Source organism: Pseudomonas sp. BF-R-26 (genome assembly GCF_019947395.1).
GTDB classification, from domain to species: domain Bacteria; phylum Pseudomonadota; class Gammaproteobacteria; order Pseudomonadales; family Pseudomonadaceae; genus Aquipseudomonas; species Aquipseudomonas farris.
This window is the reverse complement of sequence record NZ_JAGYGK010000012.1, coordinates 170,269-196,095: the sequence shown is the minus strand read 5'-3', so window position 1 is coordinate 196,095 and position 25,827 is coordinate 170,269. Positions and strand designations below refer to the sequence as shown.

The 25,827-nt window shown below is 59.4% G+C and carries 26 protein-coding genes; 16 read left to right on the top strand and 10 right to left on the bottom strand.

The window, feature by feature from the left end; genetic code table 11:
• Positions 1-145: 145 nt before the first annotated feature.
• Both KGB18_RS19605 and dinG read right to left on the bottom strand, forming a co-directional pair.
• On the bottom strand, positions 146-2,668 hold the full coding sequence (locus KGB18_RS19605; protein WP_223570354.1) for a beta-galactosidase: 2,523 nt from the start codon (positions 2,666-2,668) through the stop codon (positions 146-148).
• Positions 2,669-2,764: 96 nt separating this feature from the next.
• Positions 2,765-4,909, bottom strand: coding sequence for an ATP-dependent DNA helicase DinG (gene dinG / locus KGB18_RS19600; RefSeq protein WP_008005800.1), 2,145 nt, complete (start codon positions 4,907-4,909; stop codon positions 2,765-2,767).
• A gap of 99 nt (positions 4,910-5,008) precedes the next feature.
• On the opposite strand from dinG, the gene KGB18_RS19595 reads away from it, so the two are divergent.
• Positions 5,009-5,473: a CopD family protein gene (locus KGB18_RS19595; RefSeq protein WP_123719785.1), complete on the top strand. Its 465-nt coding sequence runs from the start codon at positions 5,009-5,011 to the stop codon at positions 5,471-5,473.
• A 182-nt stretch (positions 5,474-5,655) separates the two neighbouring features.
• Here the strand turns inward: KGB18_RS19595 and KGB18_RS19590 are convergent, their stop codons facing one another.
• The 4 genes from KGB18_RS19590 to KGB18_RS19575 form a co-directional block, all read right to left on the bottom strand.
• On the bottom strand, positions 5,656-6,414 hold the full coding sequence (locus tag KGB18_RS19590) for a hypothetical protein (protein ID WP_201059848.1): 759 nt from the start codon (positions 6,412-6,414) through the stop codon (positions 5,656-5,658).
• Entirely contained in the window at positions 6,407-6,685 is a 279-nt protein-coding gene (locus KGB18_RS19585; protein WP_123719787.1) for a DUF1145 domain-containing protein, read from the bottom strand. The genes KGB18_RS19590 and KGB18_RS19585 overlap by 8 nt, the downstream gene beginning before the upstream one ends.
• A gap of 160 nt (positions 6,686-6,845) precedes the next feature.
• Positions 6,846-7,559: an OmpA family protein gene (locus tag KGB18_RS19580; protein ID WP_201059849.1), complete on the bottom strand. Its 714-nt coding sequence runs from the start codon at positions 7,557-7,559 to the stop codon at positions 6,846-6,848.
• 90 nt (positions 7,560-7,649) lie between these two features.
• Positions 7,650-8,345, bottom strand: coding sequence for an OmpA family protein (locus tag KGB18_RS19575; protein WP_123719789.1), 696 nt, complete (start codon positions 8,343-8,345; stop codon positions 7,650-7,652).
• Between the two features lie 202 nt (positions 8,346-8,547).
• Between KGB18_RS19575 and KGB18_RS19570 the strand changes: the two genes are divergently transcribed.
• From KGB18_RS19570 to KGB18_RS19555, 4 genes are all read left to right on the top strand, one after another.
• Positions 8,548-9,045, top strand: coding sequence for a DUF6231 family protein (locus KGB18_RS19570; RefSeq protein WP_123499293.1), 498 nt, complete (start codon positions 8,548-8,550; stop codon positions 9,043-9,045).
• Positions 9,046-9,049: 4 nt separating this feature from the next.
• Positions 9,050-9,526, top strand: a complete 477-nt coding sequence (locus tag KGB18_RS19565; RefSeq protein WP_123719790.1) for a YchJ family protein — start codon at positions 9,050-9,052, stop codon at positions 9,524-9,526.
• 352 nt (positions 9,527-9,878) lie between these two features.
• The gene (locus KGB18_RS19560; RefSeq protein ID WP_201059853.1) at positions 9,879-10,364 is read left to right on the top strand and encodes an LEA type 2 family protein; all 486 of its coding nucleotides are present in this window, start codon (positions 9,879-9,881) and stop codon (positions 10,362-10,364) included.
• Positions 10,365-10,369: 5 nt separating this feature from the next.
• Entirely contained in the window at positions 10,370-10,579 is a 210-nt protein-coding gene (locus KGB18_RS19555; protein ID WP_007906737.1) for an SEC-C metal-binding domain-containing protein, read from the top strand.
• 187 nt (positions 10,580-10,766) lie between these two features.
• Here KGB18_RS19555 and KGB18_RS19550 read toward each other — a convergent pair whose 3' ends face one another.
• Positions 10,767-11,324 (bottom strand): cysteine hydrolase family protein, encoded by a 558-nt coding sequence (locus KGB18_RS19550; RefSeq protein WP_123719792.1) that lies wholly within the window; start codon positions 11,322-11,324, stop codon positions 10,767-10,769.
• A 146-nt stretch (positions 11,325-11,470) separates the two neighbouring features.
• On the opposite strand from KGB18_RS19550, the gene KGB18_RS19545 reads away from it, so the two are divergent.
• The 9 genes from KGB18_RS19545 (at position 11,471) to KGB18_RS19505 (ending at position 22,557) form a co-directional block, all read left to right on the top strand.
• Entirely contained in the window at positions 11,471-12,115 is a 645-nt protein-coding gene (locus KGB18_RS19545; RefSeq protein ID WP_123719793.1) for a glutathione binding-like protein, read from the top strand.
• Positions 12,116-12,467: 352 nt separating this feature from the next.
• Positions 12,468-14,918 carry a penicillin acylase family protein gene (locus KGB18_RS19540; protein WP_123719794.1) on the top strand — a complete coding sequence of 817 codons (2,451 nt, stop codon included), beginning with the start codon at positions 12,468-12,470 and terminating at the stop codon, positions 14,916-14,918.
• A gap of 342 nt (positions 14,919-15,260) precedes the next feature.
• The gene (locus KGB18_RS19535; protein ID WP_123719795.1) at positions 15,261-16,292 is read left to right on the top strand and encodes a ligase-associated DNA damage response exonuclease; all 1,032 of its coding nucleotides are present in this window, start codon (positions 15,261-15,263) and stop codon (positions 16,290-16,292) included.
• Positions 16,289-17,977: an ATP-dependent DNA ligase gene (locus KGB18_RS19530; protein WP_123719796.1), complete on the top strand. Its 1,689-nt coding sequence runs from the start codon at positions 16,289-16,291 to the stop codon at positions 17,975-17,977. Before KGB18_RS19535 ends, KGB18_RS19530 begins: the two co-directional genes overlap by 4 nt.
• A 396-nt stretch (positions 17,978-18,373) precedes the next feature.
• Positions 18,374-19,156 carry a transporter substrate-binding domain-containing protein gene (locus KGB18_RS19525; RefSeq protein ID WP_038979216.1) on the top strand — a complete coding sequence of 261 codons (783 nt, stop codon included), beginning with the start codon at positions 18,374-18,376 and terminating at the stop codon, positions 19,154-19,156.
• A 56-nt stretch (positions 19,157-19,212) separates the two neighbouring features.
• On the top strand, positions 19,213-19,941 hold the full coding sequence (locus tag KGB18_RS19520) for an ABC transporter permease (RefSeq protein ID WP_123719797.1): 729 nt from the start codon (positions 19,213-19,215) through the stop codon (positions 19,939-19,941).
• Complete coding sequence (locus tag KGB18_RS19515) at positions 19,938-20,648, top strand: ABC transporter permease (RefSeq protein WP_052966409.1); 711 nt, start codon at positions 19,938-19,940, stop codon at positions 20,646-20,648. Before KGB18_RS19520 ends, KGB18_RS19515 begins: the two co-directional genes overlap by 4 nt.
• A gap of 12 nt (positions 20,649-20,660) precedes the next feature.
• Complete coding sequence (locus KGB18_RS19510) at positions 20,661-21,779, top strand: succinylglutamate desuccinylase/aspartoacylase family protein (protein ID WP_123719799.1); 1,119 nt, start codon at positions 20,661-20,663, stop codon at positions 21,777-21,779.
• Between the two features lie 13 nt (positions 21,780-21,792).
• The gene (locus KGB18_RS19505; RefSeq protein ID WP_052966407.1) at positions 21,793-22,557 is read left to right on the top strand and encodes an ABC transporter ATP-binding protein; all 765 of its coding nucleotides are present in this window, start codon (positions 21,793-21,795) and stop codon (positions 22,555-22,557) included.
• Between the two features lie 115 nt (positions 22,558-22,672).
• Here KGB18_RS19505 and KGB18_RS19500 read toward each other — a convergent pair whose 3' ends face one another.
• A complete protein-coding gene (locus KGB18_RS19500) occupies positions 22,673-22,882 on the bottom strand; it encodes a hypothetical protein (RefSeq protein ID WP_008060697.1) in 210 nt (69 codons plus the stop codon).
• Positions 22,883-22,989: 107 nt separating this feature from the next.
• Positions 22,990-23,556 (bottom strand): dCTP deaminase, encoded by a 567-nt coding sequence (gene dcd / locus KGB18_RS19495; protein ID WP_007904652.1) that lies wholly within the window; start codon positions 23,554-23,556, stop codon positions 22,990-22,992.
• 354 nt (positions 23,557-23,910) lie between these two features.
• Here dcd and KGB18_RS19490 point away from each other — a divergent pair, with 354 nt between their 5' ends.
• Complete coding sequence (locus KGB18_RS19490; protein WP_002554837.1) at positions 23,911-24,120, top strand: cold-shock protein; 210 nt, start codon at positions 23,911-23,913, stop codon at positions 24,118-24,120.
• A 165-nt stretch (positions 24,121-24,285) separates the two neighbouring features.
• Here the strand turns inward: KGB18_RS19490 and KGB18_RS19485 are convergent, their stop codons facing one another.
• Complete coding sequence (locus tag KGB18_RS19485; protein ID WP_123719800.1) at positions 24,286-25,293, bottom strand: DUF481 domain-containing protein; 1,008 nt, start codon at positions 25,291-25,293, stop codon at positions 24,286-24,288.
• Positions 25,294-25,432: 139 nt separating this feature from the next.
• Between KGB18_RS19485 and KGB18_RS19480 the strand changes: the two genes are divergently transcribed.
• The gene (locus KGB18_RS19480; RefSeq protein WP_223570353.1) at positions 25,433-25,813 is read left to right on the top strand and encodes an MGMT family protein; all 381 of its coding nucleotides are present in this window, start codon (positions 25,433-25,435) and stop codon (positions 25,811-25,813) included.
• The last annotated feature ends 14 nt before the right edge of the window (positions 25,814-25,827 follow it).

Below are 25,827 nucleotides of genomic sequence, written 5' to 3'. Positions count from 1 at the left end.
CCCTGTGGCGAGGGGGCTTGCCCCCCGTTGGGTCGCGAAGCGCCCCCATGTCTCTACAGATAAACCGCAAATTCAGGCTTTGCGACCGCTTCGCAGTCGAACGGGGGGCAAGCCCCCTCGCCACAGGGTTTGTGGTGTATCAGACTCAATGACCATTGCCCGAATGCCCACCCGCATGGCCGGCGCCCTGCTCCGCCCCCTTGTCGGCAGCACCTTGCTTGCCGCCCTCGCCCTCATGGTTCTCGGTGGCTTTTTCCGCCTCGGCTTTGGCCTTCTCGGCCTCTTTGCCGAGTTGATCGACAGTCTGCAAATTGCTTTTGCGCACAGTGTCGACAAAGCCCTGGAACGGCAGATCAGTAATGCCCACCAGACCGAAGTGACCGTTCTCACCGTCAAGCAGGCGACCGGTCACCGGTTGATCGAGGTACTGGAACCAGTGCACCCCGACAATCGACGGTTCGCTCATCGCTTGTTTGAGGAAGTTGGCGTAGGCCGGGCCGCGGTCTTCTTCTTTCGCCAGTTGCGTCACGCCGCCCCAGAACGGGCCGCGATCCTTTGAACCGAAGTTGAATTCGGTGATCAGCACCGGCTTGTCCAGGCTGCGCAGTCTGGCGAAGTCGTAACCGTCCTGGGGTTGCAGGGTGTACATATTGAAGCTCAGCACGTCGCAGTATTGCGCGCAGGACTCGACGGCTTCCGGGGTGCTGACGGCAAAACGGCCACCCAGCAGCAACTGGTTCGGCGCATGCCACTTGAGCGAATCGGAGACGGTTTTGAAGTAGGTGTCGGCGAACACTTTCTGGAAGTATTTGAAATCGGCTTCGATTTCCGGGTATTCGATGCTCGGCTGCGGCGGCACGAAGCCCGGGTCTTCCATCAATTCCCAAGCCGGCAGATCAATGCCCCAGGCTTTGGAAAGGCCCGCCTGGTTGCGGTACTTATCACGCAGCTGTTTGAGGAAGGCACGTTTGGCCGGCACATCGGTGGTCATTTTCAAGGTGCCGTAGGCCAGCGCGTAACGGGCCTTCGGGTCATCGCCTGGACCGGCCCAGGCCAGTTCATTGTCGGCGAAGTAACCGATCAACCACGGATCGTCGCGATGGTCGCGAGCGGCGATGGCCACGGCGCGTTCGGTGGCCATGGCGAAACGCGGATCGAACGGGTCAGGCATGCCGCCCCACCAATCGGTACCGGTGCTGATGCTGGCGTAATCGCCGACGATCGACAGCGGCAAGGTGTATGGCACTCGGTCCGCGTTGCCAAACACCGGGGCGCTCCAGTTGCCGAGGGTATTGAAACCCCAGGCTTGCAGGCGATCGAGGGTATGACTGGCCCAACGCTGTTCGTCGAAAACCACTTTGCAGGGTTCGGCGGCCGTTTGCTCGGCCGCTTTTTCGACTGACGCTTCAACGGCGCCGGTCTTGGCCGCGTCGGCAACACCAGCCGCGGATTCGGTCGCCGCAGGAGCGGCTGATTGCTCGGCAGCCTTATCGGTCGCCGCCTCGACCGCATCGGCCTTGGCCGCTTCGGCGACACCGGCCTTGGTGTCGCTGCCCGGTGCGCAAGGTTTGCCATACAGACGCTGCAGGTTGGCGCCGTAGAAATCGTACCAGCGACCGGCGTTGTAGGCTCGGCCCTGATCGGCGCCATTGCCGCCACGGTTGTCGCCTTCGCCATAATAGCTGGCAAGGGGCTCGTCGGGTTTGGGCAGGGACTCGAACATCCACTCGCGACCGGCGACGTAGGTCTGGTTGACACTCGGGTTCACGCTGTTGACGCCGAGGGAATAGAACGGATGCCCTTCCGGGGTCACCAGGTACCAGCGGCCGTCACGCTTTTCGGTGCGGAAAAAGCCGCTGGCCTTGAACGCCGGGCCTTTGGTCCAGCCGCCGAACTTGTCCAGCGAGGCCTTCTCGCGGTCAGCCAACCAGGTTTTCAGTTGTTGCTGTTCTTTGGCCGCGGCGGACTTCAGTTGCTCGTCGCTGCTGACCTTCTCCGGCCACTTGGCCCGGGTCGATTGGCCGTAAGCATCCACCAGAGCGCCATAAGCGGCCTTGGTGACCGCCTCGCCATCCTGCACGCCGAAGCGCTCGAGCAGGATGCTTTGGGCGACTTTCGGCTGATCCATCGACAAGGTCACCGATACCACTTGGCTGCGGTCCAGCTCACCGGTGCTGCTGGCCAGCAATATACGCTGCCCTTCGAAGTTGATCGGCATCGGCGGGCCGGCTTTCATGCCCTGGCTCAAAGGTGAACTCGGCTGCAGTGGCACCAGCAGGGTTTGTGCAGGGCCGGCCGGCAGATCGACGCGGCTGACCAGGGTCTTGCCGTCGTTGCTCTGGATTTTCACGTACAAGGTCACGGCCCAGTTCATCGCGCTCTGGATCCGCAGGCTCATGACACCCGACTGCGACCAGTCCCAGGCACCGGTCTGCGGCGTCAGGCGCAAGGTCGGCTGGGCGACCGGATTAAAAGTCACGCGACGCAGCACTTCGCCTTCGGCCGTTTGCTCCGCGTTCGATTGCGGCAGGCTGGCGTCTTGGGTCGCCACCTGGACCACGTCGGCGGGACGCACAAAGTTGAACAACGTTTGCTGGCCGGCAGGGGCCGCCAGCAAAGGGGCTGCGAACATCAAGGCAAAAACAGCAGGCAACGAACGGCGAATCATAGGAACGTGGATCTCCCAAGCGACCATCAATGGGCCAGTGGAAAAGCGGTGGCAGTGAGGTAGACAACGCGGTGGGCCTATTTGCCCACCGGTGCATCAGGAAATTTCACGACGGAATGGCGGCAATGCATTGAGAATAGCTTTGCCGTAGCGTTGCGTGACCAGGCGACGGTCGAGCAAGGTGATGGTGCCGCGGTCTTCTTCGGTCCGCAGCAAGCGACCGCAGGCCTGGACCAGCTTCAGCGAGGCGTCCGGCACGGAGATTTCCATGAACGGATTGCCACCGCGGGCCTCGATCCATTCCGCCAGCGCCGCTTCGACAGGATCGTCGGGCACCGAGAACGGAATCTTGGCGATCACCACGTGCTCGCAGTACGCACCGGGCAAATCCACGCCTTCGGCGAAACTCGCCAAGCCGAACAGCACACTGGAATCCCCGCCATCAACCCGCGCCTTGTGCTTGTTCAGGGTTTCCTGCTTCGACAGGTTGCCTTGAATGAACACTTGCTTGCGCCAGTCGCGATCCAGACCGTCGAACACGTCCTGCATCTGCTTGCGTGAGGAGAACAGCACCAGGGTGCCACGGGAGCCTTCGACCAGTTGCGGCAGGTCGCGGATGATCGCCGCGGTATGAGCCGGCGCGTCACGCGGGTCGGCTTTCAGGTCCGGCACCCGCAGCACGCCGGCGTCGGCATGATGAAACGGGCTCGGGACCACCGCGGTGACGGCTGTTTTGGGCAGGCCGGCACGCATGCGGAAGCGGTCGAAGGTGCCGAGAGCGGTCAGGGTCGCCGATGTCACCAGCGCCCCGTAGGCCACGTTCCACAGGTTGCGCCGGAGCATGTCCGCCGCGAGGATCGGGCTGGCATTGACCTCGATGTCGAACAGCGAACCGCTTTCGGCCAGGGTCAGCCAACGGGCCATGGGCGGGTTGTCTTCCGGGTCTTCCACGGTGAAAGCGGTCCACAACTCCCAGTTGCCCGAAGAACGCGACAACAGGCTGCCGAACAGCGGATACCACTCTTCGGCCTGGTTGCTGGCGATGCCGATATTGACCTCGCCGTCCATGCCTTCCTTGAGCAGTTCGGTGAGCCGGGTGAACAGGTCCGTCAGGCGGGCAAAGCCCTTCTTCAGCTCGATACCCATTTCGCGCATGTGCTCGGGAATCACCCCGCCGACGAAACGGTGACGTGGCCGCTCGCGACCTTCGACGTCTTCGCCGGGTTTGAAGTCGGCGGCTTGCTCGCAGGCACTGAACATGAACTGCTGCTGGGTCTTGATCTCCCGGGCCAGCTCCGGCACCTGCTCGATCAATTTACCCAGATCGCCCGGCAGCGGGTGCTGGGCCAACAATTTGGTGAGGTTCTTGGCGGTGGTTTCCAGCCAGTCGGCGGTGGAGCGCAGACGCGTGTAGTGAGCGAAGTGACCGATAGCCTTGTCCGGCAGGTGATGGCCTTCGTCGAACACGTAGATGGTATCGCGCGGATCGGGCAGAACCGCGCCGCCGCCCAAGGCCAGGTCGGCCAGGACCATGTCGTGGTTGGTAACAATCACGTCGACTTTGCCCATACCTTCGCGGGCCTTGTAGAAGGCGCACTGGCCGAAGTTCGGGCAATGACGGTTGGTGCACTGGCTGTGATCGGTGGTCAGGCGCGCCCAATCGGCGTCTTCCAGCGCCGTCGACCAACTGTCGCGGTCGCCGTCCCACTTATTGCCGGCGAGCTTCTCGATCATGCTGGTGAACAGCTTCTGGCTGGCCTCATCGACCTCGATCTTGAAGCCTTCTTCTTCGAACAGCTGCGCGGTGGCAGTCTGCGCATGACCTTCCTGAAGCAACATGTCGAGTTTGGACAGGCACATGTAGCGCCCGCGGCCCTTGGCCAGGGCGAAGCTGAAATTCAGCCCGCTGTTGCGCATCAGGTCGGGCAAATCCTTGTAGACGATCTGCTCTTGCAGGGCCACGGTGGCCGTGGCGATCACCAGACGCTTGCCGGCGGCCTTCGCGGTCGGGATGGCCGCCAGGCTGTAGGCCACGGTTTTGCCGGTACCGGTGCCGGCTTCCACCGCGACAATCGCGGGGTCACCACTGCGCCGGCCTTCGTCGTCGGTGTCGATGGCACCGAGGACCTTGGCAATTTCGGCGATCATCAGGCGTTGGCCGTAGCGCGGCTTGAGGCTCTTGGCTTCGAGAAAACGCGAGTAGGCGCCCTGGATCGTGGTTTTGAGTTCGGTGCTGATCATTGGTTGTCGGGCGCAAAAAACGCTGGATAAATTTTCAGTGGTTCGGATCGGCCGCTATCATACCCCGCTAATTAATCCCGCGCAGAACGGAGTACCTCAATGACACCTTTTGGCATCGTTTATACCCTGCATGTCCTGGCCGCCCTGGTGTGGGTCGGCGGCATGTTTTTCGCCTGGATGGTCTTGAGGCCCGCGGCGATGAAGGCGCTGGAAGGCCCTGCCCGATTGAAGCTGTGGGTGGAAGTGTTTCAAGGTTTTTTCCGCTGGGTCTGGATCGCCGTGGTGCTTTTGCCGATCAGCGGCGTGGGCATGATTCATCTGCAGTTCTCCGGATTTGAAGCCGCGCCGCGGTATGTGCAGGTGATGATGGGATTGTATGTGGTGATGACGGCGCTGTTTATCCGGATTCAGGCGTTGCTGCTGCCGGAACTGCGCACCGCGGTGGCCTCTCAGGATTGGCCGACGGGTGCGGCGGTGCTGGGTAAAATTCGGCGGTTGGTAGGGATTAACCTGCTGGTCGGGTTGGCGCTGGTGGCGATTGCTGCGGCTCGGCCAATGTTTTGAGGAATACGTAGTTTGGGGGGAGCTTTTGTGGCGAGGGGGCTTGCCCCCGTTCGGCTGCGAAGCAGTCGTAAACCAGTCACCGCGTTCATTCTGAAAGAATGGGGTCGCTGGTTTTGGGGCCGCTTCGCGACCCAACGGGGGCAAGCCCCCTCGCCACAGGGTGGGAACAATTGCTTGAGGGCTTACATCCGCTGAATGCTCACCGAACCCGCCACTCCCGCAGGCCCTGGCTGGCCATCGGCGCCGGGACGACCACTCTTGCCACCATCGGCTTTATAGACGACGCAGCCCTTGGCTTTGCCACCCGCTCCCGGTTTGCCACCCGGCCCTGCCGCGCCACCAACCCCGCCTGCAACCTCGACCTTGATCTGCTCCGTCGGGTAATCACGCGGCACTTCCAGCCGAACCAGCGCCCCAGGCGCACCCGACTGGCCGTCGCTGCCATTACTGCCATCGGCGCCGCGACCGGCCTGGCCCCAGGTACAACCCGGTGCTTGACCATTAGCCCCATCAAGGCCGACAAAACCTGGAGCACCCGCGCCACCGCGAGCGTCTACGGACAATTGCGGCGCGTTCAACGCTTTGATCTGCACATCCAGATTGCGCCCGGAGCGAGCGGCCTTGAGGTAAGTCCCCGGCGCGCCCCGCGCAGTGATCTGGCTGCCTTCGGCCAACTCGGCACGGCTGACCTTCAACGCCAGAGCTTGTTCGCTCGGCACAATGGCAATCCGCGCGTCGCGTCCCAGGCGCAGTTCGCCGACAGTCACTTCGGTCACGTTCGAGGGAATCAGCAAGGTGCCGTAATCGGCGACTTCCAGCCGTTCCAGTTGCAAGGTACTGGCGGTGTTGGGCAAACGCATCAGCGAGTTGGTTTCGACGCTCACCACCTGCGCGCAGGCCAATGGGCTGATAAGTGCAGCGAGCAGACAGCGTTTACGCATGGGAGGCCTTCGAAGCGGCCGGGGCCGGAATGGTTTGCAGGTGGAAAACGCCGAAAAAGACAATCTTCAGACGATCACGCCAAGGGTGGGCTCGACCTTTGAGGCTGCGGTTGCAGAACACCAACTCCAGAAGATGGAGCCCTGCCAACAGGCTGCCTGCAAAATTGATCAGCAGGTGAAAGGGATGGATAAACGGTATGAGCAGATTGACCAGCGCCACCAACCAGAACAGCAGGGTCAATAACTTTCCCAGCCCCCAAAACACCTTCATACGCGCCCCCGTTGAGAATTATTCTTTGCGCGCACAGTAACGGCTTACGCGCGGGATAAGCCAGAGGCCAACAAAAAATTCTTCCGGAAGGTCGCCACTTGGCCGCCGGACCCACTGAATAGTCGTCCGACGGCTCTATCACAGGCCTTAGTCACGGAGCTTAACGATTGACGTGCAACTCCACGCGACGGTTTTGCGCCCGCCCTTCTTCCGTGTCGTTATCGGCCACCGGCTGGCTTTCGCCCCGGCCTTCGCTGGTGAGTTTGTTCGGCGCCAGCCCCTGACTCAACAGGTAGGCCGCCACGCTGCTGGCACGACGTTCCGACAGTTTCTGGTTATAGGCGTCCGAACCCTGGCTGTCGGTATGACCGATGACTTTAACGCTCACCACATCGGCGTTCTGCAATTTGGCCATCAGCGAATCCAGCTCACTGCGCGCTTCGGGCATCAGGTCGGATTGGTTGTAAGCGAACAACACATTACCGTTCAGGGTGATGACTTCAGATACCGGTGGTTCGACAGGTTTCACACTGGCCGGGTATTGCGGCAGCGGGCAACCGTGATGTTCGACAGGCGTATCGGCAGGCGTATCGGGGCAGCGATCACGTCGATCGAAGACGCCATCATCGTCTTCATCGCCATCCTGGGCGTAACAGATCAGGCCACCGGTCAAGATCCCGAGCGCCGCTCCACCCGCTGCCCAGGCACTGCTTTCAATTGCTCCCAAACCGCCACCGACCAGTCCGCCAATGACGCTGCAGATCGGCCACGTACGTTGATTGAGGGGGGCAGTGCCATCGCTGTGAGTCGCACAACCGGTCAGAAGACTGCCAAGCAGCAGAACCGGGAAGACGGTCCTTGTGAGAACGCTCATTGTGAATGCTCCTGTGTCACCGGCCCATACCGGTCACACAGGAGTAAAGACCCGCATCCGCGACTGTACAAGCCGCGGAGCACAAGGGATCTAGCGGTTGATTTTGATTTCCGTGCGACGGTTCAACGCACGACCGTCCGCAGTTTTGTTATCGGCCACCGGCTGGCTTTCACCGGCACCGGTCACAGTCACGAAACTGCTGCGTGGCACGCCTTGGGAAATCAGGTATTCCACCACCGAATGGGCGCGTCTATCCGACAGTTTCTGGTTGTAGGCATCGCTGCCGACGCTATCGGTATGACCGGTCACGGTCAGTTGGGCGCTGGAGGATTCCTGTTTCAGGCGCGTGGCAATGGTGTTGAGTACGTCTTTATCGGCAGGGGTGAGCTTGGCCGAGTCGAACTGGAAGTGCACATCACGGATAACGATGACTTCTTCCTTGACCACCGCAGCCTCCTCGACCACCGGCGCAGGCGCTGGTGGAGGGCAGCCGTCGGCATCGACCCGCACGCCTTTAGGTGTACCCGGGCACTTGTCGCGACTGTCCAGCACACCATCGCCGTCTTCATCTCCATCGCCGTGCACCCAGCAATAGGCGGCTGCCGTGCCGCCGACCAGCAGCGCGCCATACCCCGCCCATGCCGAGCTCTCGGTTGCGCCGAGCCCTGCACCGACGACACCACCTACCGCCGCACAGGTCGGCCAGTCGGTTTTCTGCAAACCTGCGCAACCAGTCAACACACTGGTTAGCAGAACCAAGGGTAATGCTGTCCGAATTATGCTCATCTAGTTCTTCTCCTGAGGGATCGGCTTAAAACCGATTCTAGGGAGTAAAGACCCGACTTTTAATCTCCGCCAGCAATACGCCATTGCTGTTTTGCCCCATGTTCAGGGAGGATCGCCGCTTTTTGGTTAATTGCGCGAGACAGGAACACTAGGCCCGGACGTTGGGGCAGGCTAGTCTTGGCGCTCTGATTGAGGATCTTCGATGATTGCAGGTATTTCTTCGCGCACGCCCCAGCAGGCGTTGGCCGCTTTGCTTGATCGTTATGCCCCGGCGCGTCTGTTGCTGATTGGCGCTAGCGAATTCCCCGCGCTTGAGGCATTCAAGCTCGCGCACCCGGACAGCATCGTCGCCTTTGCTGCACCCGGGCCACTGCCCGCCGAGTTGGCAGCACAACGGTTTGATCTGGCGCTGGTGGTCGATTGTCTCGAACACTTGCCCAAGCGCGACGGCCTGAATCTGCTTGGCGGCATACGTAACCTTAATGCCAGTCGTATTGCGGTACTGGCCGACTTACCGGCATGCGGTTGGCAGGAAACGGACTTTTTCTCCCTGGCGCTGCAAGCCAGTGAACGCTTCCAGCGCGACGATCAAGTACTGACCCTGTTCACCTATGATCTGCTTGACTATAAACAGGTGCCCGACTGGCTTAACTCACGCTTCTGGGCCAATCCGGAAAATTTCGGGAAATATTGGTGGTAACCCAATGAGTACATCCATTTGCCCTTGCGGCAGCGGCACGCTGCTCGATGCCTGCTGCGGTCATTACCACGCCGGCCACCCCGCTCCCAGCGCCGAAGTCTTGATGCGTTCGCGCTACAGCGCCTATGTACTGGGGTTGATCGACTATCTGGTGGCGACCACCCTGCCCGCACAACAGGCCGGCCTGGATCGCCAGTCGATCAGCGACTGGAGCGCCCAAAGCACCTGGCTGGGCCTGGAGGTCGAAAGCGCCGAGGTTTTCGGCGGTCAGCCGGAGCACGCTTTCGTCACCTTCACCGCTCGCTGGCACGACAGCAGTGGCGAACACAGCCACCGCGAACGTTCATCATTCGTACAGAACGCCGGCCACTGGTATTTCATCGACCCCACCGTGTTACTCAAGGCCGGGCGTAACGATGCGTGCCCGTGCGCCAGCGGGCAGAAGTTCAAGAAGTGCTGCGCGAGTTACTTTGGCGCTTGAGGTGATCCCTTTAGCAGCTGCCGAAGGCTGCGTTCGGCCGTAGCAGCTGTCGAGCTTGCGAGGCTGCGTTCGCTGTAGCAGCTGTCGAGCCCTAGCGAGGCTGCGTTCGCTGTAGCAGCTGTCGAGCCCTAGCGAGGCTGCGTTCGCTGTAGCAGCTGTCGAGCCCTAGCGAGGCTGCGTTCGCTGTAGCAGCTGTCGAGCCCTAGCGAGGCTGCGTTCGGCTGCGAAGCAGTCGTCAAACCAGAACTTGCGGTGCCTCAGGCAAACCGCGTCAGCCGGATTCACGACTGCTGGGCAGCCGAACGCAGCCTCGCTAGGGCTCGACAGCTGCTACAAAGGGAGAAACACGACCATGAACACCCAGCGGCGCGCATTACAGCTGCTCACCCTGCTCCTGTTTCTGGGGCTCGGCGGCTGCGCGTCGTGGTTCGGCGACGACTTGCCGGAGCCGCAAGTGCATCTGGTCAAGGTCGAGGTGGTCCGGGCCAAAATACTGGAGCAGAAGTTCCTGCTGCACTTTCGCGTCGACAATCCCAATGACCAAGACCTGACGGTGCGCGCCCTGGAATATCGCATTCACCTCGGGGACATACTGCTGGCCGAAGGTGAGCACGAACACTGGTTCACGGTCGGCCCCAAACGCAGCGCTCATTTTAAAGTGCCGATTCGCACCAACCTTTGGCCGAAAGTCCGGGACCTGGTGAAATTGCTGAAAAAACCCGACCAACCCATTCCCTATCGTCTGGAAGGTGAACTGGAAACCGGTTTATTCATCGCGCACTACGTGCACCTGGCGCGTAATGGCGTGATAATCGCCGCCGATTTAATTCCGGAGTGACCCCGATGACTCAGCAACCCCATGTCCATGGCCCTGACTGCAACCACGATCATGACCATCACGACCACCATGATCACGACCATGGCCATGTCCACGGCCCGAACTGCGGCCACGCCCACCAGGAACCGGTGCGCAACGCCCTGAAAGACGTCGGCCGCAACGACCCTTGCCCATGCGGCAATGGCAAGAAATTCAAGAAGTGCCACGGCGCTTGATGCTTCGGGCGGATATTTTTTTCGCCTGTTGAATCGCTATCGCGAGCAGGCTCGCTCCCACAGGGATCTTTTGTGAACACACAAAATTGTGAGCACCGCCGATCAACTGTGGGAGCAAGCCTGCTCGCGATGACGGCGGCACATTAACTATCACCGCTATCGCGAGCAGGCTCGCTCCCACAGGTTTTCAGCCAGCCGTTAATATTTCTGCTGTGCCGACAACCGTCGCATATTCCCCATGCAAATTACCCAGCGACATCGCATGCACTTCCTCGGCTGAATGGGCGTTACCGAAAAAATCCGCCTTGTCGAAGGTAAAGCACGCATCCTGCGCAACCCACGCTTCAAACCCCAGATTCCCGGCCGTTCGCGCCGTGGACTCCACCGAGTTGTGGGTCGCCACGCCAACGATGATCAACTGATCGATCCCCGTCTCGCGCAAACGCGCCTCCAGCCTCGTCGAACAAAAGGCATCCGGCACTTGCTTCTGAATCACTTGCTCGCCGGTCATGGGTTGAAAACGCTCCTGAAATTCCACCCCCGATTGCTGCGGCCAGAACACTGAATCCTCTGAGCGGGACAGGTGCTGCACATGAATCACCGGCCGCCCGGTTCGGCGCCAATGTCCCAGCAATTCCAGGATGCGCTCTTCGGCTTGAGGGTTGTTTCGACGACCCAGTTTGGGATGCAGGATGCCTTTTTGTTGATCGATGATGATCAGCGCCGCGTTTGTCTTGAGCTCCATGCCGACTTTTCTCCTGCTGGGGCATTGAATTCCCCGCACTTCAGCATCACCTCTTGCTACTGGCAAGCCATCAAACGCAAACAGGACGACCTGATGCCGACGGTCGCTGTCCGTACCTGACGATGTCTCTTGATTTGGAGTACTTCATGATCGACTTGTATTACTGGACCACCCCCAACGGCCACAAGATTTCGATATTCCTGGAAGAAGCCGGCCTGCCGTACAACGTTTACCCGATTAACATCAGCCAGAACGACCAGTTCAAACCCGAGTTCCTGAAGATCTCGCCGAACAATAAAATCCCGGCCATCGTCGATCATGAGCCGGCCGATGGCGGTGAACCGTTGGCACTGTTCGAGTCGGGGGCGATTCTGCTGTACCTGGCAGAGAAAACCGGCAAGTTCCTGCCCAAAGACCTGCGCGGTCGCCAACAAGCGCTGCAATGGCTGTTCTGGCAGATGGGAGGCCTGGGGCCGATGGCCGGGCAGAATCATCACTTCAGCCAATTCGCACCGGAAAAAATCCCCTATGCGATCAAGCGCTACATCGACGAAACTGCCCGCCTCTATGGTGTGCTCGACAAGCAACTGGCCAACAATGACTTTGTTGCTGGCAGCGAATACAGCATTGCCGACATGGCGATCTACCCGTGGATCGTTTCTCACAAGTGGCAGAGCCAGAATCTGGAAGACTTCCCCAACGTGCTGCGCTGGTTCAACCACATCCAGAACCGCCCTGCGACGCTGAAGGCGTATGCGTTGGTGGCCAAGATTAATCCGCCTAAATCCTGATAGAGAAAGATCAAAAGATCGCAGCCTTCGGCAGCTCCTACAGGGGATCGGCGTACACCCGTAGGAGCTGCCGAAGGCTGCGATCTTTTGGGTTTAACAATTAAATCCCGAAATAAGATCTGTACCCCGCTTGCGCGCCCACCTCCTGCTCACTAACGTAGCGCCTTTATTGTGCCCCGCCTCGGAAGCCGTTCAGTTTTGGCGAGTGGCTAATGTTGTCAGGCAAGGCGCCGCGACGAGTCATAGCCCGCTATGGCGAGGAGCGGCAACGCAGTCTGACGACATTAGACGCCGTCAACACTGAACAGCGACTTTCGAGGCGGGGCACCACTACCCCCGCAGGAGCTTTGCCATGGCCTCGCCAGCCCTCACACATTTTCTTCCCCGGTTCGGCGTTGCCGCAGCAGTGGCCGGTGTTTTATGCCTGACGGGTTGTCAGACCTGGAACACTCAAGACACCCTCCCGCCGGCCTCAGGCGTGCAACCGCTCAAAGGCTTGGCGCAGAACGTTTCGATTCGACGCAATGCCATGGGCATGCCGCTGATCGAGAGCAATAGCTTCCACGATGCGCTGTTCACCCTCGGCTACGTGCATGCCAGCGACCGCATCAGCCAAATGGTCACTCTGCGTTTGCTCGCCCAAGGCCGTCTGGCGGAGATGTCCGGCTCGGACCTGCTCGACGCCGACCGCTACATGCGTGCAGTCAATCTGAAGAAAAGCGCGGGTGAGCTGTACAAGGCCTCCTCGCCACGCCTCAAGCGTTTCTTCGAAGTCTATGCCCGTGGGGTTAACGCCTACCTGTTCCGCTACCGCGACAAACTGCCTGCCGACCTCGCGGCCACTGGCTACAAACCGGAGTACTGGAAACCGGAAGATTCGGCGCTGATTTTCTGCCTGCTGAATTTCAGTCAATCGGCGAACCTGCCGGAAGAAATTTCCTCGCTGATGCTGGCCCAGACGGTCAGTACCGACAAACTGGCGTGGCTTGCGCCATCCGCTCCCGACGAAAAACTGCCAGTCGCAGAAGCGGAAAAACTTCAAGGCATCAAACTCAACGGGCAAATCCCGGGGTTGAGCGAAATCAGCAAATCCATCGGTCAACTGTCCGACCTGAACCTGCTGGGCGCCACGTCTTCGAACAACTGGGCGATTGCCCCGCAACGCAGCCGCAGCGGCAAAAGCCTGTTGGCCAGCGACAGCCATGGGCCGCTGGGCGTGCCGTCGCTGTTCAGTTACGTGCAGATTCGCGCGCCGAAATACCAGGCCTCCGGCGTGACCATTGCCGGGTTACCCATGGTGCTCGGTGGTTTCAACGGCAAAGTGGCGTGGAGCATGACCACGGTCATGGGCGACAACCAGGACCTGTTCCTGGAAAAAATCAAACGTCAGGGCAATGGCCTTTCCTACGAAGTCAGCGGCAAATGGCAACCGGCTATCGTGCGTAACGAAACCTACTTCGTTAAAGGCCAGAAGCCGATTCGCGAAGCCGTGTACGAAACCCGTCACGGGCCGCTGCTCAACAGCGCTCAAGGCACCGCGCTGGCGAATGGTTTCGGCCTGGCCTTGCAGACGCCGAACTTCACCGACGACAAAACCCTGGACGCCTTTTTCGATCTGTCCCGAGCCCAGAGCGTCGAGAAGGCCTCGGACGCCAGCCGTGAGATCCGCGCCATTGCCCTGAATCTGGTGTTTGCCGATGCCAGCAACATCGGCTGGCAAGTTACCGGTCGCTACCCAAACCGTCGCGAAGGCGAAGGCTTGCTGCCGTCGCCGGGCTGGGAAGGTCGCTACGACTGGGACGGTTACGCCGACCCGATGCTCCATCCGTATGACCAGGACCCGGCTCAAGGCTGGCTCGGCACCGCCAACCAGCGGGTCATTCCCCATGGCTACGGCATGCAGCTGTCCAATTCCTGGTCAGCGCCGGAGCGCGGCGAGCGCATGGCCGAACTGGCGGGCGTGGGCAAGCACGACACACGTAGCCTGATCGCCATGCAATACGACCAGACCACCACCTTCGCCGCCAAGCTGAAGAAGGTGTTTGAAGCGCCGGGCATGGCTCAGCCACTCAAACAGGCCATCGAAGCGCTGCCGGTTGCCGATCGCGGCAAGGCTCGTGAGGCTTATACGCGCTTGATGGCTTTCGACGGCAAACTCAGCACGACCTCCGCCGACGCGGCGATCTACGAGCTGTTCCTGCAGGAAAGCACTAAGCAGATTTTCCTCGATGATCTGGGCCCGGAAAGCACTCCGGCGTGGAAAGCCTTTATCGCCAACGGCAAGTTGTCTTACGCGGCTCAGGCCGATCATCTGCTGGGGCGTGAGGACAGTCCGTTCTGGGACGATCTGCGCACCCCGCAGAAAGAAGACAAACCGGCGATCCTCGCCCGTAGCCTCGCGGCCGCGATCAGCGCGGGTGACAGCCAGTTGGGCGGTGATCACAAAGCCTGGCAGTGGGGCAAACTGCATCGCTACGAGTGGAAGAACGCCAGTGGCCAGACCGTACGCGGTCCACTGGCGGCCGGTGGCGACCACACCACACTCAACACCGCTGCGTTCACCTGGGGTCAGGACTTCAACACCACGCTGGCGCCGGCCATGCGCTTTATCGTCGATTTCGGCCAGGCCGAACCGCTGATGGGCCAGAACGGTACCGGTCAATCCGGCAACCCGGCCAGCCCGCACTATCTCGACAGCGTCGATCCATGGCTCAAGGGGCAATACATGAGCCTGCCGATGCAGCCGCAGAACTTTGACAAGGTGTATGGCAAGACGCGGTTGACGCTGACGCCTGGCAAATAACCTCGAGTGGGACCGGGCTTGCTCGCGAAAGTATGCTGTCGGTCCCATTGATGCTGAATATCCATTGTGGCGAGGGAGCTTGCTCCCGCTCGGCTGCGAAGCAGTCGCAAAACCGACGCTGGTGTTCTATCTGGATTCCCTCGGTGGCAGATTCGGGGCCGCTGCGCGCCCCAACGGGAGCAAGCTCCCTCGCCACAAGTGCGATGTTCCTCTCTAAAAACCTTAACTGGCTTGTTCGCGAAAGCGGCCTGATTAACGCCTCCATTCTTCCTCGAAAATAAATAGAACTTCTCGTCTCGCGTAAACCTCCTAGCTAGCAGGCCTCTCCATTTGGGTAACAATATGGACCTTGTTATCGCCCGTCCTGAAGGTTTGTACTGCCCGCCTGGTGATTTCTATATCGACCCATGGCAGCCGGTCGAACGCTCCGTAATCACCCATGCCCACAGCGACCATGCTCGCCGTGGCAATCAACATTATCTGGCGGCGGCACCGGGTGCAGGCATTCTGCGCGCGCGTCTGGGCCAGGACATCAATCTGCAAACTCTGCCCTATGGCGAGCCATTGCTGCACCGCGGCGTAAAACTGAGCTTTCACCCCGCGGGCCACGTGCTCGGCTCGGCCCAGGTGCGCCTGGAATACGACGGAGAAGTCTGGGTCGCCTCGGGGGATTACAAAACCGAACCCGACGGCACCTGTGCGCCGTTCGAACCGGTGCGTTGCCACACGTTCATCACGGAATCGACGTTCGGCCTGCCGATTTACCGCTGGCAACCCCAGACGCAAATCTTTGCCGAGATCAATCAATGGTGGCAGACCAACGCCGCAGCCGACAAAACCAGCGTGCTGTTCTGCTATTCCTTCGGCAAGGCTCAGCGGATTCTCCACGGCATCGATGCCAGCCTCGGTCCCATTCTGGTACATGGCGCAGTTGAACCCATCAATCGGATTTATCGCGAGAGCGGCATTTATTTACCGCCAACGATCTATTCCGGCGACGTAAAAAAACATGACCCGATGATGCGCAAAGCCTTGGTTCTCGCGCCGCCTTCGGCGGGTGCCAGCCCTTGGGTACGGCGTTTCGGTGACTACAGCGATGGCTTCGCCAGCGGTTGGATGCGCTTGCGCGGAACACGGCGGCGGCGCGGCGTGGACCGCGGTTTCGTGCTGTCCGATCACGCCGACTGGCCCGGCCTGCTCTGGGCCATCGAACAAACCGGAGCCGAACACGTGATCGTCACCCATGGTTCGATTGGAGTGCTGGTGCGCCATCTGCGCGAACTAGGCCTCGATGCCATGAGTTTCAGCACCGAATACGGCGATGATGAAGACACCACAGTCCTCGAACCCGAGAGCGCTGAGGTGCTGGCATGAAAGCCTTCGCCGACTTGTATGCCGAACTCGACGCCACCACCTCGAGCAACGCCAAACTGACGGCGATGCAGAACTATTTCGCCCAGGCCGCGCCTGAAGATGCCGCCTGGGCGGTGTACTTTCTGTCCGGTGGACGACCTCGGCAATTGGTGCCGGTACGAATACTGCGGGAAATGGCAACAGCGTTTTCCGGACTCTCGCCCTGGTTGTTCGAAGAAAGTTATCAGGCCGTCGGTGATCTGGCGGAAACCATCTCGCTGGTGCTGCCCGAAACGCACCACACCTCTACCGACGGGCTGGCGGTGTGGATTGAAAACAAACTGCTGCCGCTGCGTAACGCGCCCCCGCTGACCCTCGCCGAATGCTTGCCCGCCCTGTGGGCGCAACTGGATCGCCAGAGTCTGATGCTGTGCATCAAATTGATCACTGGCAGTTTCCGTGTCGGAGTCTCCAAATTGCTGGTCACTCGCGCGCTGGCGGCGATGGCTGGGCTCGATAGCAAGCGCGTGGCCCAGCGGCTGGTGGGTTACACCGATCTGTCGAACCGCCCAAGCGCCGCCAGTTACCTGAAGCTGATCGCCCCCGAATCACCCGATGAACATGCCCACCGAGGTGGCCAGCCGTACCCGTTTTTCCTCGCCCATGCGTTGTCGCACCCGGTCGAGCAGTTCGAAACCCTGCTCGGACCGGCCAGTCAGTGGCAAGTGGAATGGAAGTGGGACGGCATCCGCGCCCAAGTGGTCAAGCGCGATGGGCGCCTGTGGATCTGGTCGCGAGGTGAAGAACTGGTGACCGAACGCTTCCCCGAACTGGAAAGCCTGGTTCATAGCTTACCCGACGGTACGGTGATCGACGGAGAAGTCGTCGCCTGGAAAGCCACACAACCAGGCACCAAGGACGCCTTCGACCCACAATCGCCGTCGTCCCCTTCCGTGCAGCCTTTCGCCCTGTTGCAACAGCGGATCGGCCGTAAAATGCTGAGCAAAAAAATCCTCGATGAAGTGCCCGTGGTCGTCCAGGCCTATGACCTGCTGGAATGGCAGGGTGAGGATTGGCGTAACCAGACTCAAGCCACGCGCCGCACTCAGCTGGAACAACTCATCCTCACCTGCGCAAACCCGGTGTTACTGAGCTCGCCCGTGCTGACCGGTGAAAACTGGTTCGACCTCGCCCGCCAACGAGAAGCCTCCCGCAGGTTGGGCGTCGAAGGCATGATGCTCAAGGCCCGCGATGCGCTGTATGGCGTCGGGCGGACCAAGGACATGGGGGTGTGGTGGAAATGGAAAGTCGACCCGTTCAGCGTCGATGCGGTGCTGATCTATGCCCAGCAGGGTCATGGCCGCCGGGCCAGTCTCTACACCGATTACACCTTCGCTGTGTGGGACGGCCCGCCCTCTGCCCGCGAGCGAACGCTGGTGCCTTTCGCCAAGGCCTACTCTGGGTTGACTGACGAAGAAATGCGCCAGGTCGATAGCATCGTACGCAAGACCACGGTGGAAAAATTCGGACCGGTGAGCAGTGTGAAGCCGACCCTGGTGTTTGAGCTGGGATTCGAGGGCATTGCCCTGTCGAAACGACACAAGAGCGGGATTGCGGTGCGGTTCCCGAGGATGCTGCGTTGGCGGCAGGACAAGTCGGTGGAGGACGCTGACAGCTTGGCGACGTTGCAGGATTTGCTCGCCTGACCTGATTTCTGTGGACTGATCAGCTGGCGAAGCCTGCTGTAGCAGCTGTCGAGCCCCAGCGAGGCTGCGTTCGGCTGCGAAGCAGTCGTGAACCGGTTAACGCGGATTGCCTGACGTACCGCAGTTTCTGATTTTACGACTGCTGCGCAGCCGAACGCAGCCTCGCTGGGGCTCGACAGCTGCTACAGCGGGCAAGCCGCTACGCACCACCCTGGCGCAGGAATTTGGCGATGCCCATTTTCGTGCACACATCGCGCTTTGCCACTTCTTGTATTACCTTTTAAACGCTTGTTCGGGACTCTGGTTCGGAAATTGCTACTTTGAATAGGTCTTACGCTTTCCAGTAACAGTACTTCTGCGCCACAAGCGCTCATATTGGTTCTTAGGGATTGAATAATGAAAAAAGCATTGCTGACCCTTTCTGCACTGGCGTTGTGCATGGCTGCCGGCTCCGCGCTGGCCAAGGAATACAAAGAATTGCGTTTTGGCGTTGACCCATCTTATGCGCCGTTCGAGTCCAAAGCAGCTGACGGCAGCCTGGTAGGTTTCGACATCGACTTGGGCAATGCAATCTGCGCCGAACTGAAGGTCAAGTGCAAATGGGTCGAAAGCGATTTCGACGGCATGATTCCGGGCTTGAAAGCCAATAAATTCGACGGTGTGATCTCTTCGATGACCGTCACCCCGGCCCGCGAAAAAGTCATCGACTTCTCCGACGAGCTGTTCTCCGGCCCAACCGCTTATGTCTTCAAGAAAGGTTCCGGCCTGAGCGAAGATGTCGCTTCGCTGAAGGGCAAGACCGTCGGCTATGAGCAAGGCACCATCCAGGAAGCCTACGCCAAGGCCGTGCTGGACAAGGCTGGCGTGAAAACCCAGGCCTATCAGAACCAGGATCAGGTGTATTCGGACCTGATGTCCGGTCGCCTCGACGCAGCAATCCAGGACATGCTGCAAGCCGAACTGGGCTTCTTGAAGTCACCAAAAGGCGAAGGCTACGAAGTCAGCAAGCCGGTCGACAGCGAATTGCTACCGTCGAAAACAGCTATCGGTATCTCTAAAGGTAACAAAGACCTCAAAGACCTTTTGAATAAAGGTATCAAAGCGTTACACGACGATGGCACCTACGCCACCATTCAGAAGAAACACTTTGGCGATCTGAATCTGTACAGCGGCAAATAATGCCCGGCGCCCATCTCGCGATGGGCGCTTTTTTTACCCGATCAGGTTGCTGATTTATGTTCGAAAACCTATTACAAAACCTGGGGCTCTCTGCCTTCAGCCTCAAGGGCTTCGGTCCGTTGCTGATGGAAGGCACCTGGATGACCATCAAATTATCGGTGTTGTCACTTTTACTGGCCGTATTGCTCGGTCTGCTCGGTGCCAGTGCCAAGCTGTCAAAAGTCAAACTGGTGCGCGTACCGGCCCAGATCTACACCACCCTGATTCGCGGGGTGCCGGACTTGGTGCTGATGCTGCTGATTTTCTACAGCCTGCAAACCTGGCTGACCTCTTTTACCGATTTCATGGAATGGGAATACATCGAAATTAACCCGTTCAGCGCCGGGGTCATCACCCTGGGCTTCATTTATGGCGCGTACTTCACTGAAACTTTCCGTGGCGCGATTCTCGCCGTACCGCGGGGCCAGGTCGAAGCCGCCACCGCCTATGGCCTAAAACGCGGTCAGCGTTTTCGTCTCGTGGTGTTCCCGCAAATGATGCGCTTCGCCCTGCCGGGCATCGGCAACAACTGGATGGTGATGCTCAAGGCCACCGCGCTGGTTTCGATCATCGGCCTCGCCGATTTGGTCAAAGCCGCACAGGACGCCGGTAAAAGCACTTATCAACTGTTCTACTTCCTGGTGCTTGCCGCATTGATTTACCTGCTGATCACCAGTGCCTCCAACGTCGTCCTGCGCTGGCTCGAACGCCGCTACGCCGCCGGTTCCCGGGAGGCGGTACGATGATCGAACTCTTGCAGGAATACTGGAGACCCTTCCTTTATACCGACGGCTACAACATCACTGGCCTGGCCATGACCATGTGGCTGCTCAGCGCGTCGATCTTCATCGGTTTTGTGGTGTCGATCCCGCTGTCCATCGCCAGGGTTTCGCCCAAGGTCTACGTCCGCTGGCCGGTGCAGTTTTACACCTACCTGTTCCGGGGTACGCCGCTGTATATCCAGCTGCTGATTTGCTACACCGGCATCTACAGCCTGGCTGCCGTGCGTGCCCAGCCAATCCTCGATGCGTTCTTTCGCGATGCGATGAACTGCACGATCCTGGCTTTCGCCCTGAATACCTGCGCCTACACCACGGAGATCTTCGCCGGGGCGATTCGCAGCATGGCGCATGGTGAAGTCGAAGCGGCCAAGGCCTACGGTCTGACAGGCTGGAAGCTTTATGCCTACGTCATCATGCCGTCGGCCCTGCGTCGCTCGTTGCCTTATTACAGCAACGAAGTGATTCTGATGCTGCACTCGACCACCGTGGCGTTCACCGCGACTATCCCGGATGTATTGAAAGTCGCTCGTGATGCGAACTCGGCGACCTTCATGACATTCCAGTCGTTCGGCATCGCCGCGCTGATCTACCTGACCGTTACCTTTGCACTGGTCGGCCTGTTTCGCCTCGCCGAACGCCGATGGCTGGCCTTCCTCGGGCCGACTCACTAGGACAACTCGTACATGCGCCACCAGATTCATGACCTGCTGGCCCCGCTGCCGGGGACCGTGCGACAGATTCACAGCTTCCACTTCGGCCCGCAGTCGGCCAAAGGCAAGATTTACATCCAGTCCTCCCTGCATGCCGATGAATTGCCCGGCATGTTGGTGGCCTGGCACCTCAAGCAACGTCTGGCGGAGCTGGAAGCCGCCGGCCGGCTGCACAGCGAAATAGTGCTGGTGCCCGTGGCCAACCCGGTCGGCCTGGAACAGGTGTTGATGGACGTTCCACTGGGCCGCTACGAGCTGGAAAGCGGGCAGAACTTCAATCGCTGGTTTGTCGATTTGAGTGAAGAAGTCGGCAACGAAATCGAAGGCTTGCTCGGCGACGATCCGCAACACAACCTTGAATTGATCCGCGACCGCCTGCGTAAGGCGTTGGCGCGGCAGACCGCAGGCACTCAACTGCAATCCCAAAGGCTGACCCTGCAACGACTGGCCTGCGATGCAGACATGGTGCTGGACCTGCATTGCGATTTCGAAGCCGTGGCGCACCTTTACACCACGCCCGAGGCCTGGCCGCAGGTCGAGCCGCTGGCGCGCTACATCGGTTCCGAAGCCAGCCTGCTGGCCACCGACTCTGGCGGCCAGTCGTTCGATGAATGTTTCACCCTGCTCTGGTGGCAGCTGAAAGAGCGCTTCGGCGAGCAGTTCGAGATTCCGCTGGGCAGTTTTTCAGTCACCGTCGAATTGCGCGGCCAGGGTGACGTCAATCACCCGCTGGCCAGCCTCGATTGCCAGGCGCTGATCGATTATCTGATTCATTTCGGCGCGATTGCCGGTGAGCCGGCGTCATTACCGGAACTGCCCTACCCGGCCACACCGCTGGCCGGCGTCGAACCGGTGGCGACGCCGGTGGGCGGGCTGCTGGTGTTCACGGCCCTGCCTGGGGAATACCTGGAGGCCGGGCAACTGATCGCCGAAATCATCGACCCGATCAATGATCGCGTCACCCCTGTTCATTGCACCGCCGCCGGGCTGATGTACGCCCGTTCGCTGCGGCGCATGGCCACTGCCGGCATGGTGATCGCCCACGTCGCGGGCACCGAAGCCTATCGCAGCGGCTACCTACTTTCGCCTTGAGGATGCATGCCCCATGTACAAATTGACCATTGAAGGCCTGCATAAAAGCTATGGCGATCATCAGGTGCTCAAAGGCGTTTCGCTCAAGGCCAAAACCGGCGACGTCATCAGCCTGATTGGCGCCAGCGGCTCAGGCAAAAGCACCTTTTTGCGCTGCATCAACTTTCTCGAACAACCCAACGACGGCGCCATGAGCCTGGACGGCCAGTCGATCCGCATGATCAAGGATCGCCATGGCATGCACGTGGCCGATGCAGATGAACTGCAGCGGATCCGCACCCGCCTGGCCATGGTGTTCCAGCACTTCAACCTGTGGAGCCACATGACGGTGCTGGAAAACATCACCATGGCCCCGCGCCGGGTACTGGGTTGCAGCAAGCAAGAGGCCGAAGACCGCGCCCGGCGTTACCTCGACAAGGTTGGCCTGGCGGCCCGCGTCGCGGATCAGTACCCAGCATTCCTTTCGGGCGGCCAGCAACAACGGGTAGCCATTGCCCGCGCACTGGCCATGGAACCGGAAGTCATGCTGTTCGACGAACCGACCTCGGCGCTCGACCCGGAATTGGTCGGCGAAGTGCTCAAGGTGATCCAGGGCCTGGCCGAAGAAGGCCGGACCATGATCATGGTCACCCACGAAATGAGCTTCGCCCGCAAGGTATCGAGCCAGGTGCTGTTCCTGCACCAGGGTCTGGTAGAAGAAGAAGGTGCGCCAGAGGATGTGCTGGGTAATCCGAAGAGTGAGCGACTGAAGCAATTCCTCAGCGGCAACCTGAAATAAGCACAGGTTTCGCCCACTGCTACGGATCACCGTAGGAGCTGGCGAAGCCTGCGATCTTTTGATGTTGATTTTTTAAGATCAAAAGATCGCAGCCTTCGGCAGCTCCTACAGAATCTTAGGCAACAGGCGCAGGAGGCGGCTCATCCGGCAGCGTGGGCTCTCCGGGCTCTGTCGGCTGTTCGTTGGGGGTGTCGGGATCAGGCTGACCGGGGATGCCCCCTGCCATGCTGACTGGCGGATGTGCCAATAAGGACCAGGCCAGCACGCCAACCTGATTGGGCTCAAGCCTTGCCAGTTCGGCACTTATTCGCGGATCGATCTTCATGAAGCACTCCTGAGCGATGGCCCGATCCGCCTTGCGCGAATCGGAGCAGTACATTCCATAGAGTGTACGCCCGCCCAGGAATTCCAACGGTTTGTCAGACGGCTGACTCAGGTACGCGGCAGGGTCACGCCACGCTGGCCCTGATACTTGCCGCCACGGTCCTTGTAGGAGACTTCGCACTCTTCGTCCGACTCAAGGAACAACATCTGCGCCACGCCTTCGTTCGCGTAGATTTTCGCCGGCAGGTTGGTGGTGTTGGAGAACTCCAGTGTCACGTGACCTTCCCACTCAGGCTCGAGCGGCGTGACGTTGACGATGATGCCGCAACGCGCGTAGGTGCTTTTACCCAGGCAAATGGTCAATACGTTACGCGGGATGCGGAAGTATTCGACGGTGCTGGCCAGAGCGAAGGAGTTCGGCGGAATGATGCACACGTCGCTGTGGATGTCGACGAAGCTGCCAGCATCGAAGTTTTTCGGGTCGACGATCGCCGAATTGATGTTGGTAAACACCTTGAAATGATTGGTGCAACGCACATCGTAGCCGTAGCTGGACACGCCGTAGGAGATCACACGGCTATCGTCGCTGCCGCGCACCTGGCGCTCGACGAAAGGCTCGATCATGCCGTGTTCCTGCGCCATGCGGCGAATCCACTTGTCCGATTTGATGCTCATGGCGGGTGTCCTGAATAGCGAGGTGGAAAAATTCTGTCCGGCATCTTACCGGGCAGGCGCTCCGGGTTCAAAGTCCGGGAGACAATTCTCGACGATCCCCCGTGAATTCCGGGCCTTCACCGCTATTCGATGCACCGTCAGTCATGAAAACAGAGAAACCTTCGCAAGAACCATTGGCACGTTCCGGAAAAAGGGTTAAGGTGGCGCCACTGTGCTGCTTGTGTCACTGAGAATCTCTACACGATATGTTGAATTTCGATCCAACCATCTACAAGAATTTTTCCTGCTCTTTGCACTCAGTCTCGGCCAGGGTTCTTCCTGCGTCGCAGTTATCTTTGTTCAAGGAGTTACACCATGTCTAATCGCCAAACCGGTACCGTTAAGTGGTTCAACGATGAAAAAGGCTTCGGCTTCATCACTCCACAATCCGGTGACGACCTGTTCGTTCACTTCAAAGCTATCCAATCCGACGGCTTCAAAAGCCTGAAAGAAGGCCAACAGGTTTCTTTCATCGCTACCCGCGGTCAGAAAGGCATGCAAGCTGAAGAAGTTCAAGTTATCTAACTTGTAACTGCTTTAGTAAAAAGCCCCGCCCTTAAAAGCGGGGCTTTTTTGTGCCTGTGTGTTTTGCATGGCCAAAAAAGATCGCAGCCTTCGACAGCTCCTACAGGGTGTACCTCAATCCTGTGTAAGAGCTGCCGAAGGCTGCGATCTTTTTATCTTTCAGTGTTACCAGGTCACGCCAAAACCTGCGGTATATCGAGTCTTGCTCAGGTCAGCCTCATCGCTACCGCTGATGATGTCTTTCTCGGCTTTCAGGTTCAGCGACGCCCAATCGGTGACTTTGTAGCGCAGGCCGACCTCGGCATCGAGGGCGTAATCCGCCACGCCCGACAGCGGCTTGCCGACCTCGCCATTGGTGAAGAACTCAACCTTCTTGCCGACCAGATAGCGGTTGTAGTCCCACTTCATCGCCAGGGAGTAGAAGTTTTCCTTCTTGCCGTTGGAATACTCATAGTCCGTGTTGTTCAGGAGCGAGCCCAAGGAGAAGGCGCCCAGTTCGTTATCCCAGAACTGATAACCGGGGCCGGTACCGATGGTGCGCTGACGGGCGAGCTCTTCGACCTTGTCGCGCTTATAAACCGCGCGCCCTTGCCAGAACCACTTCTCGGTGAGGAATCGGTCGAGAGAATATTCGGCACGCCAGTTATCAGTGGTGACGACGTCATCCTGAAATTCGCGGTTGTACTCACCTTCAGCCGTATGACGCCACCGACCATGACGCGCGGTGGTTTTGAAACCAACGTCATAATCATCAGTATCTTTTTCGGCCCGCTGATAATCCAGCGCCATGTCGACGTTACCTTTCCACACCAAATCCTCAACTACCGGCTTGGGCTTGAGCATCTGCTGGATACTTGCCAGCTCCACGGTCTTAGGGCCATCGCCGTTGGCCAGGGTGACCTTGCCGTCCTCTGCCGCGTGCAGCGCCTTTGCCTTCTCGCCGGTATAGGCATCCTGCTTGACCAACAGTTGCTGATCACTTTCCAGGGTTTTGACCTGTTTCCAGTCGATCGGGACCGCGCCCGCGTACTCGGTCTGAATCAGCAGTTTGCCACCATCAAAGACGGTGATTTTGCCGCTCAACTTGTCACCGTTCTTCAACCAGACGGTATCGGCAAGCAAGGGAGTGGAAGCACTGGCGACAGCGAGGCACAGCAAGGTTCTGGACAACATAAGCGAATCGAAGGCTCAACTTTGCGAAAAAAAGTCGGCATTATCCTCATGAATAAGGCCCTGACAAGGACTGACCCGACTATTTCTATTGAGTTCATTTCTCAATGAGCGATCCAGGATTTAATCTACAGACGGTCTAATGCGCACTTTTTCAGGAAGCCCGGACGTGACCGACTCAACCGCTGAAACCGAAAGCGCGGCGCAAATCCGACGCACGGCGCTCTACCTGACCCTGGCACAAGTGCCCGAGGGAAAGGTCGTGAGTTATGGCCAGCTCGCCGAGCTGGCGGGATTGGGTCGTGCTGCCCGCTGGGTCGGGCGCACACTGAGCCAATTGCCCGGCGACACCAAATTGCCCTGGCACCGTGTGCTGGGTGCCGGCGGTCGGATCAGCCTGCCCGTGGGCAGCCCTTCGGGGGATGAACAACGGGCCCGATTGCGCATGGAAGGCATCAGTATCCTGAACAATCGTGTTGATATTCAGCGCCATGGGTGGCGCCCGGTAGAGCACAGCGGTTAGAGTGCGCGCTTTGT